The following is an 8921-nucleotide window of genomic DNA, read 5'->3' as shown; positions in this document are numbered from 1 at the left end:
GTTGCGCCAAAAGTGCGGCGTGTTGGTGCGCAAGTCCTGCTCGTTTAGCCGGTGCGAGAAAATGCACCATACGCGCATCCAACTCGTCATCGACGAGCACAACCGTCGGTTAACGCCAACCTGAATCACCTCGCATTATACCACCGCCGATTTTTCAATATCCCCATTGTCTAGAAAACGCACACATATTCTTCCTGTCTTTGGTGGTTTATATCCGTTTAGCCTATCATGGTAATAATCAGCTATGAAATTTAACTTATTCCTAAATACCCAGCTAACAGGAGGAACCTCCAAAATGGCTCCCTCATAGTATATCGTTATATCAACTAATGGATATCCCATATATTTCTACAAATATTCACTTATAAATACAATTCATTCCGAGCGGTGGAAAGCACCATTAATTCCTCCCACCGCTCCAAATGAATTTTAAACCTAACTGAACAGCTCCCCCGTGACGGTATTGCCGCGCAGGTGCTGGGGCATGGGGCGGCCCAGGTGCTCGTAGGCGGCTTCGGTGGCCTCGCGGCCGCGGCTGGTGCGCTTGAGGTAGCCTTCCTGAATCAGGAAGGGTTCGTAGACTTCCTCAATGGTTTCGCCCTCCTCACCGCAGGCCGTGGCGATGGTGCTGATGCCCACCGGGCCACCCTTGAACTTGTCGATGATGGTGGTCAGGATGCGCTTGTCCATGTCGTCGAGGCCGCGGGCATCCACGTCGAGGGCGTGGAGGGCGAACTGGGCGATGTCCTGGGTGATGGTGCCGTCGCCTTTGATTTGGGCGAAGTCGCGGGTGCGGCGCAGCAGGTTGTTGGCGATGCGCGGGGTGCCGCGCGAGCGGCGGGCAATTTCGTAGGCCGCCTCGTCATCAATAGGCGTGGCCAGGATTTCGGCCGAGCGGCCCACGATGCTGGTCAGCAGCTTGGCATCGTAGTATTCGAGGCGCGAGCTGATGCCGAAACGGGCGCGCAGCGGGGCCGTGAGCATGCCCGAACGCGTGGTGGCCCCGATGAGGGTGAAGGGCGAGAGCGAAATCTGGACCGAGCGGGCGTTGGGGCCCGAATCGAGCATGATATCGATGCGGTAGTCTTCCATGGCCGAGTACAGGTACTCCTCCACTACCGGGTTCAGGCGGTGGATTTCGTCGATGAACAGGACGTCGTGGGGCTCCAGGTTGGTGAGCAGGCCAGCCAGGTCGGAGGGCTTGTCGAGCACCGGCCCGGAGGTCATCTTGATGCCCGCTTCCAGCTCGTTGGCAATGATGTGCGAGAGCGTGGTTTTGCCCAGGCCGGGAGGGCCGTGGAGCAGCACGTGGTCGAGGGCATCGCCGCGGCGCTTGGCGGCGGCCACGAACACCTTCAGGTTTTCCACCACTTTTTCCTGGCCGGCGAAGTCGTCGAAGGAAAGCGGCCGCAGGGCCTTGTCAATGTCTTTATCGGTGGCGTCGTAGTGGTCGTCGCCACCCGTCAAAAGCGGTTCGCGCATAAGTCTGGCAGTAATTCAGCGTGTCGAAAGGTAACACTTTGGCGCGGGCCTTGGTGCCTTTTTTAGTAAAAAATACCGGAAATTTTGCATATAGCTAATTAAATTAGCAACCATTGATTTCCAGCATCGTCCAGATTGCCCGTTCGCAGAGTTACGCCACACTCGTAACTTGCCGCATCCATTGCATTCTGCTCCGTATGTCCGCTTCCGCTTCCTGGCTCGATGCCTTGCCGCTTGACTTCTACAATCAACTGGCCCGCAGCCTGAGCCTGCATGGCATGGCGGCGCTGGAGCTGCTGAGCCGCCCCACCACGCCCGCCACCAACCGTCTGCACGAACTCACCGGCCTCACGGCGGCCACCGTACACCGCCTCAACGGCATCGAAAGCCACGAGCAGCTGCTGGTAGTGCTGCGGCAGGAGCCGCTGGCCGTGTACCACCTGCTACTGCTGGGCCGCCTGACGCTGGAAACGAGCCTGGCCGTGCCAGTACTGGCCTATGTGCGGCAGTCGATGGGTATTGACGCCGGGCAGCTAAGCACGCTGCTGGCCTATTGCCTGGAGCTGAGCGGGGCGTTTCTGGGGCAGTTGGAAGAACACGTAACGGCGCCGGCGGGGGCAGTTTCGCTCGGGCTGCATCGGCTGGGCGTGGAGGAGGCATTTGCCGGACTGGTAGCCGAGTTGCCAGTACCGGCGCTACCGCCGGCCGCCAGCCTGCGCCTCACCGAACCCCAACTGCACATGCTGCGCCTGGCTTTGCTGCTGGTTCATAGCTTGCCCGCCACCGAGGCCGACCACCCGTTTCTGCGGGCTGTGGCGGCGCTGCCCAACCTGGGGGCCGAGGCCCTGGAGCCCCTCATTGCCCACCTGGGCCAAGTGCAGGCCCAGGAGCCGCTGGCCCTTACTATGCCCGAGCTGGTGCAGCTCTACCAGGGTATGCAGGTTTGCGGGATGGTATTTGTGTCGGATGTGATGAGCCGGCTGGGGCTGGAAGACGCCTTCCCCACCCTGCCCGACGACGAGCGTGCGGCGGCCGGGCCGGCCCCGGCCAGCACCCGCCAGGCCGTGGGTGAAATGGTAACCGGCTTCACGTACTGGGTCCAGCAGACCTTCCCCGACAACCCCGAAATAGCCCAAGCCCGCGCGCAGGTACTGCAACTGGCCGACACGCTGTAGGCGTTGAGTTGTATAAGGGCTGCCATGCTGAGCGAAGGCATTATATGCCAAGTCCTTATAATCAGTGTTGCTATTGAGCCAGCAACACTTCAATTTCCAGGTGCAGCCACTCATCTTCCCAGGCTTTGTGGGTGAGGCGGGCCGAGAGCGGGTAGCCAGCATCGAGCAGGCGAGCCACGGTTTCGTTGCGGCCCTCGGGTAGGTAGCCGAGCCAGAACGTCTCGCCGGGGCCGCTGGTAAGTACGCGCACGGCCCAGTCGTCGTAGGAGCTGTCGGCTTCGCGGGCCAGGGCCAGGGGTTGACCGGGTTGCAGTTGGGGCTCGAATTCGCGCAGGCCGGGGCGGTGGGTGGTGCCGGCCACGAGGCATTCGAGCAGAACCAGGGACTTGGCGGGGGCAGAATCGGACATGGGCAGGGAGGCGTAGTGAAGCCCTAAACTACGCAGCAAATGGGTTTGCACCGCAGGGGCCCGCGTAACCCATCGGCACAGACCGCGTTTGCCCGGGTTCGGCCGGCCTTTTTCGCCCGCCCGCTACCTTTGCCCGCTATGTATAGCAAGACCGAAGCCACCCAACTCCGCCAAGCCTTCTGGACCACGCTGGGCCAGTATATGCAGCCCGTGCCCTCGGCCGACGGCGGGCCAGTGAACTGGATGAACTACAAAACCGGCCTCAAACACGTGTACTTCCGCCTGCACGCCGACAACCGCCACGCCACCATCGGCATCGAACTAACCCACCCCGACGAAGGCCTGCGCGAACTGTTCTTCGAGCAGTTCCGGGAGCTGCGCGTGATGCTGGAAGAAGCCACCGGTGAAACCTGGACCTGGGAGCCAGCCGCCGTCAACGAAAGCGGCCAGCCGCTGGCCCGCATCTACCAGGAGCTGCGCCCCGCCAACCTGTTCTCCCGCGACGACTGGCCCCGGCTCATCCCCTTCTTCAAGCCCCGGCTGGTGGCGCTGGATGAGTTCTGGAGCACCGGGCAGTATGCGTTTGATGAACTGCGGTAGCTGTTCTGGCGCCTGGTTTTGTAGGCTTGGGCTAAAAGCGGTGAAACGCAGCCACGCTGGCTTGGGGTAGAACTTGCTTTTCTTCATGGTACCGAATACTTGATGCGTATGCTCCAAACGGCATCTTTTACTTTAGGCCCACTTCAATCTATTCCCAAGTCGCTGGTAAAGCGGTCTGTTAGCTGAATCTCCACGATAGGGAGGCCACACTTGTCGGCGGTGAGACCAATAACAGCCCTTTGCACCTCGTAGAGGGTGGCGGGGGCAGGCAGTAGTACCCGATAATGCGCCGCCAGCAGCCAGTCGATGAAATCGGGCAGCGTGGCGCGAGTCCAGTGGGGTTGCGCGGGGGCGACATAATCGGTGCCCAACAGGCGGTAGAGCCAGCCGGGCGTGCTGAACACGGGCGGCGCGGGCACCGGCGGCAGCTTCAGACTCAGGCAATCAGCCAGCTGCTGCCGAACGGGCTGGCCACTTTCCAGCAGGCCCAGCTGGGTGAGTGGCGTGGCAGCTGTTGCGGCCGGGAAACCAGCCTGCAAGCAGCGCAAAACCTGGTCCAACAGCCGGGCATGGGCAGCGGTACGGTTGCCGGCAGGCAGCAGCCCCCGTAGCTGTGTTACAGCAGCCGCCAGCTCCCCCACGGTGGCAATAGATTCGGCCAAGGGGTCGGGGATGGCCACCTGAAAGTAGCTTTCCACCTCGCAAAGCAGTTCGACGCTATCCAGTCCCATTACCTTACTGCCATATTTCCCGACGCGGCCGCCACTGCCCCTGATGTCGTTCCAGCAGCAGCCCGACATCGTTTTCGTAGTCACCTCGTGCGTCGAGCGTTACGCTGATCAGGGCATATTGCTGATCCAGTGAAAACAGCGGGGCGCTCAACCAGGAAATAGCTTCCGTCTGATACTTACTATACAGATGACTCATAGCATCCGACAAACCATACGCTACACCGTGTGTCAAGCGCGTCAGGGTGTCAACGGGAATAATAGTGCAGCCGGGCAGGTACCGCGCCTCCAGCCGGAATCCAGCAGAATGCAGTATCTGTTGGTGCATGAAAGCGGTGTCAGCCGCCGACAGCACCTTCTCCGCGTACAATTGCCGCATCATATTGGCGGACTCCTGACCGTACTTGTAGCGGACTTCCGCATCCTTCATTTTGAGATAGGCACTTATCGGCTGGTGCTCCAGCAGCACCCGGCTGATGCGAAAAGCAAGTCCGGCCGGTTCCACGTCCACTGCATCGGCCCCGGTTCGTGGCGTCCAGCTGCCCAGCTGGGCCACTGACCGAGGTCCATCGAAATCGGCTTGTTCTATCAGTTGCCGGATTAGCTCCTGGGCAACACTATCCGGCACAAAGGGGCGTGGGTCCCCCCACTGGTGCGGCCGTTTCAGGCTGACGGGAAACTTGTATTGAACGAGCAGGAACACGGCGCTGAATATCCCGAGCAGTAGCGTGCTGGCCAGCGTGGTGCGAATGTTTGATGGCATAGCGAACAAAGCAAAAACGGCCGCCCTGTTTCCAGAACGGCCGTTTAAACTTACATAAAATACCACTTCGTCACTCGTCCGACAAGTCGTCCGGCACTGCCATCAGCAACCGGCGAATTTCTTCGCGCCCAATAGATGCTACTTCCGACTTGTCGTAAATCGAGAGCAAAAACACCCACTCGGTGCCGGTTTTTGCATCAACCACCCGCCGGTAAGTGATAACCCGCGCTCCGCCGCTTTTGCCTTGGCCTTTGCTGGCAATAGCCACCCTTATTTTATAGCAGTCTTGCCCCAACGGCTCTCCGGAGGCGGGCTGCGCCAGCAGGGCGGTTCCAAGAATCGCCAGTTCAGATTTCAACGAGCGGTACCGCTTTAATAAGGGCTTGGCTTCGCGCTTGAAGTTAGCCGTAGCAATGACGCGAACAGGCACGGCGGGCAGTTAAAGCGAATCTAGAAAATCGTGCAAGTCTTCGCCCGGCTGCCCTTCGGCTTCGATGGCGCGGGCTTCGAGCAAAGCACTTTGCATGCCATCAAGTACCTCATCGCGGCGGCGGAGCTGGGCGTAGTACGCTTCCAGCTCCTTCCATCGCGCAATCGGAATCACCACGGCTTCGGGCTTGCCGGCTTCGTCGGTCAGGTAATGCAATGCTTGCGCCGCCATAGTCGAGAATTAACTAGAAAGATTTACTTGAACGCCTGAATGCCCGTGATATCGGCGCCAGTGATGAGCAGGTGGATGTCGTGGGTGCCTTCGTAAGTGATGACCGATTCGAGGTTCATCATGTGGCGCATGATGGGATACTCGCCCGTGATGCCCATACCGCCGTGGATTTGGCGGGCTTCGCGGGCCACGTGCAGGGCCATTTCCACGGAGTTACGCTTGGCCATTGAAATCTGGGCGCTGGTGGCTTTGCCTTCGTTTTTGAGCACGCCTAAGCGCCACACCATCAGCTGGGCCTTGGTGATTTCGGTAATCATTTCGGCCAGCTTTTTCTGCTGGAGTTGGAAGCCGGCAATCGGCTTGCCGAACTGTTCGCGCTCCAGACTGTACTTGAGCGCCGACTCGTAGCAATCAATCGCCACGCCGATGGCGCCCCAGGCAATACCGAAGCGAGCCGAATCGAGGCAGCTGAGGGGGCCTTTGAGGCCGTCGATGCCGGGCAGCAGGTTTTCCTTGGGCACCTTCACGTTGTCGAACACCAGCTCGCCGGTGATGCTGGCGCGCAGGCTCCACTTGTTATGAATCTCGGGGGTTGTGAAGCCCTCCATGCCGCGCTCCACGATGAGGCCTTTAATGCGGCCGCTTTCATCCTTGGCCCACACCACGGCCACCTGGCACTCGGGCGAATTGGAAATCCAGAGCTTGGCCCCATTAAGTAGGTAGTAGTCGCCCTTGTCTTCGATGCGCGTAACCATGCCGGCGGGGTTCGAGCCGTGGTCGGGCTCGGTGAGGCCGAAGCAGCCGAGCCACTCGCCGCTGGCCAGCTTGGGCAGGAATTTCTTGCGCTGCTCCTCCGAGCCGTAGGCGTAAATCGGGAACATGACCAAGGAGCCCTGCACCGAGGCCGTGGAGCGCATGCCGGAGTCGCCGCGCTCAATTTCCTGCATAATCAGGCCGTAGCTGATGTAATCGAGGCCGCCGCCGCCGTACTCGGTGGGGATGGTGGGGCCGAACGCGCCCACCTCGCCAAACTTGCGCACGATTTCGCTCGGGAAGTGCGCCTGCTGGGCCCATTTCTCAATGTTGGGGCTGATTTCCTTTTTTACGAAGTCGCGGATGCTCTGGCGGATGAGCTTGTGCTCCTCGGTCAGCAGGCCGTCGAGGTCGAAGTAATCGGTGAAACCGGCGGCGTTGGTGGAGCCGCGCTGGGCAGAATGGGCTTTGGCCTGGGGCGAGAGAACGTCAGCTTCGGAGGACATAAAGTATTCGTTAGGGGTGGGAATGCGCGGAGGAAAGCCCGGACTGCGGGCCGGGAGAGTGGCCGGCTCTGCTGGGGGCCACGGACTGAAGTCCGGGCCGGGACCGGGCAGGTGGCTCAAAGATAGCAGTTTCAGTATGCCTAACAGCGGCCCGGGGCCGATGGTTCGGGCTCGGAGCCGGCTGGTTTGGGCCAGCAGTTGGCAGGGCCAGGGGCGCGGAAAACCCGTATCTTGGCTGCCTTAGCGGCCAACGCCGCGTTTTCCCCGTACCATCAGTCATACCTGTCTACCGACGCACTTTCTCCCCCTCCATGAGTGAGCATAAAAAGCTAACCGAGCTGGAAGCCACGGCTATTTGTGGCAATGACATTTCCTCTTCCTGTCTTTACGTATCGGCGCTGGCCATTGCCTATGCCGGCCAGTACGCCTGGGTGGCCCTGCTGATTGTGGCGGCGGTGCTGTTTCTGTTCCGCAAAATTTACGGCGAGGTAGTGGGGGCCCTGCCCCTGAACGGCGGCGCCTACAATGTACTGCTCAATACCACCAGCAAGCGCAACGCGGCTCTGGCTGCCTGCCTGACCATTCTGTCGTACATGGCTACGGCCGTTATTTCGGCCTCCGAGGCCATGCACTACCTACACACGCTCTGGCACGGGCTGCCCATCATCGGGGCCACGCTGGGGCTGCTGGGGCTGTTTCTGGCCCTTACCATTCTGGGTATTTCGGAGTCGGCGAAGGTGGCCGTGGCTATTTTCATCGTGCACCTGGTGTCGCTTACGCTGCTGGTGGGGGCCGTCGTCTGGTTCCTGTTCACCCACGACCTGAGCACGTTGTCGCTCAACTTCTCGGCTCCGGTGAGAGGGGGCAGCATCACTACGGCCCTGTTTTTTGGCTTTAGCGCGGCTATGCTCGGCATTTCTGGTTTCGAGAGCTCGGCCAATTTCGTGGAGGAGCAGGCCGACGGCGTATTTGCCAAAACGCTGCGCAATATGTGGATTGTGGTGAGCTTTTTCAACCCGGTTATTGCCTTTCTGGCCATTGCGGCGCTGCCCCTGGCCACGGTGGGTGAGAACACCGAAACCCTGCTTTCCTACCTGGGCAACACCACCGGCGGCACCTGGCTGGGCACGCTCATTTCCATTGATGCCGTGGCCGTGCTCAGCGGGGCCGTGCTCACGAGCTTCGTGGGCGTGAGCGGCCTGATGAAGCGCATGACCCTGGACCGCATCCTGCCCCAGTTCTTCCTCAAGGAAAATGGCCGGGGCAGCAACTACGTGATTCTGATCACGTTTTTCCTGCTCTGCATGTCGGTGCTGTTCATCACCAACGGCGAGCTGGGGCCGCTTTCGGGCGTGTATACCATCTCGTTCCTGTTGGTGATGGCCTTCTTCGCGCTGGGCAACTTCCTGCTCAAAAGCAAGCGTCCCAACCTGCCCCGACCGGTGTACGCGGGCATCCTGACCGTCACGGTGGCGCTTATCAGCATTATGGTGGCGCTTTACGGCAACATTACCCTGCACCCCGACTACCTCATCGTGTTTTTGCAGTACTTCCTGCCCTCGATGGCCGTGGTGTCCATCATGCTCAACCGGGCTTCTATTCTGGACCTGATTCTGGCCGCCGCCAAGTCGTTTGGCGATAAGTCGCCGGGGGTTTCGCGCTTCAGCCGCTTGCAGGTGAAGCGGGCCATGCGCGAGCTGCACCAGCAGGAATTTGTATTCTTCACCAAGGGCGACAACGTGGCTAACCTCAACATGGTGATGGCCTACGTAGAGTCTATCCGAATAGGGAATGAGGGTCCGCCAAACAGCCAATTGTACCACGTAATGCGCGCACAGGCACAG

The 8921-nt window shown here is 60.2% G+C and carries 10 protein-coding genes; 3 read left to right on the top strand and 7 right to left on the bottom strand.

Annotation, left to right across the window (positions count from 1 at the left end):
• Window positions 1–435: 435 nt before the first annotated feature.
• A complete protein-coding gene (ruvB, locus tag D0T11_RS21160) occupies window positions 436–1482 on the bottom strand; it encodes a Holliday junction branch migration DNA helicase RuvB (RefSeq protein ID WP_119657804.1) in 1047 nt (348 codons plus the stop codon).
• Between the two features lie 197 nt (window positions 1483–1679).
• Here ruvB and D0T11_RS21155 point away from each other — a divergent pair, with 197 nt between their 5' ends.
• Window positions 1680–2657 carry a hypothetical protein gene (locus D0T11_RS21155; protein ID WP_119657803.1) on the top strand — a complete coding sequence of 326 codons (978 nt, stop codon included), beginning with the start codon at window positions 1680–1682 and terminating at the stop codon, window positions 2655–2657.
• A gap of 70 nt (window positions 2658–2727) precedes the next feature.
• Here D0T11_RS21155 and D0T11_RS21150 read toward each other — a convergent pair whose 3' ends face one another.
• Window positions 2728–3066 (bottom strand): HIRAN domain-containing protein, encoded by a 339-nt coding sequence (locus D0T11_RS21150; RefSeq protein WP_119657802.1) that lies wholly within the window; start codon window positions 3064–3066, stop codon window positions 2728–2730.
• A gap of 138 nt (window positions 3067–3204) precedes the next feature.
• On the opposite strand from D0T11_RS21150, the gene D0T11_RS21145 reads away from it, so the two are divergent.
• Complete coding sequence (locus tag D0T11_RS21145) at window positions 3205–3666, top strand: DUF4268 domain-containing protein (protein WP_119657801.1); 462 nt, start codon at window positions 3205–3207, stop codon at window positions 3664–3666.
• A gap of 143 nt (window positions 3667–3809) precedes the next feature.
• Here the strand turns inward: D0T11_RS21145 and D0T11_RS21140 are convergent, their stop codons facing one another.
• The 5 genes from D0T11_RS21140 to D0T11_RS21120 form a co-directional block, all read right to left on the bottom strand.
• The gene (locus D0T11_RS21140) at window positions 3810–4364 is read right to left on the bottom strand and encodes a hypothetical protein (protein WP_119657800.1); all 555 of its coding nucleotides are present in this window, start codon (window positions 4362–4364) and stop codon (window positions 3810–3812) included.
• Window positions 4365–4401: 37 nt separating this feature from the next.
• On the bottom strand, window positions 4402–5157 hold the full coding sequence (locus D0T11_RS21135) for a hypothetical protein (protein WP_119657799.1): 756 nt from the start codon (window positions 5155–5157) through the stop codon (window positions 4402–4404).
• Between the two features lie 70 nt (window positions 5158–5227).
• Window positions 5228–5587 (bottom strand): type II toxin-antitoxin system RelE/ParE family toxin, encoded by a 360-nt coding sequence (locus D0T11_RS21130; RefSeq protein WP_119657798.1) that lies wholly within the window; start codon window positions 5585–5587, stop codon window positions 5228–5230.
• 9 nt (window positions 5588–5596) lie between these two features.
• Window positions 5597–5818 (bottom strand): hypothetical protein, encoded by a 222-nt coding sequence (locus tag D0T11_RS21125; RefSeq protein WP_147374779.1) that lies wholly within the window; start codon window positions 5816–5818, stop codon window positions 5597–5599.
• Window positions 5819–5841: 23 nt separating this feature from the next.
• On the bottom strand, window positions 5842–7077 hold the full coding sequence (locus tag D0T11_RS21120) for an acyl-CoA dehydrogenase family protein (RefSeq protein ID WP_119657796.1): 1236 nt from the start codon (window positions 7075–7077) through the stop codon (window positions 5842–5844).
• A 311-nt stretch (window positions 7078–7388) separates the two neighbouring features.
• On the opposite strand from D0T11_RS21120, the gene D0T11_RS21115 reads away from it, so the two are divergent.
• Window positions 7389–8921: APC family permease (locus D0T11_RS21115; RefSeq protein ID WP_147374778.1), on the top strand; the 1533-nt coding region annotated here is incomplete at its 3' end.

The sequence above is a fragment of the Hymenobacter rubripertinctus genome, assembly GCF_003583925.1.
GTDB classification, from domain to species: domain Bacteria; phylum Bacteroidota; class Bacteroidia; order Cytophagales; family Hymenobacteraceae; genus Hymenobacter; species Hymenobacter rubripertinctus.
The sequence above is the reverse complement of the archived record's forward strand: the minus strand, read 5'-3'. Positions and strand labels throughout refer to the sequence as shown.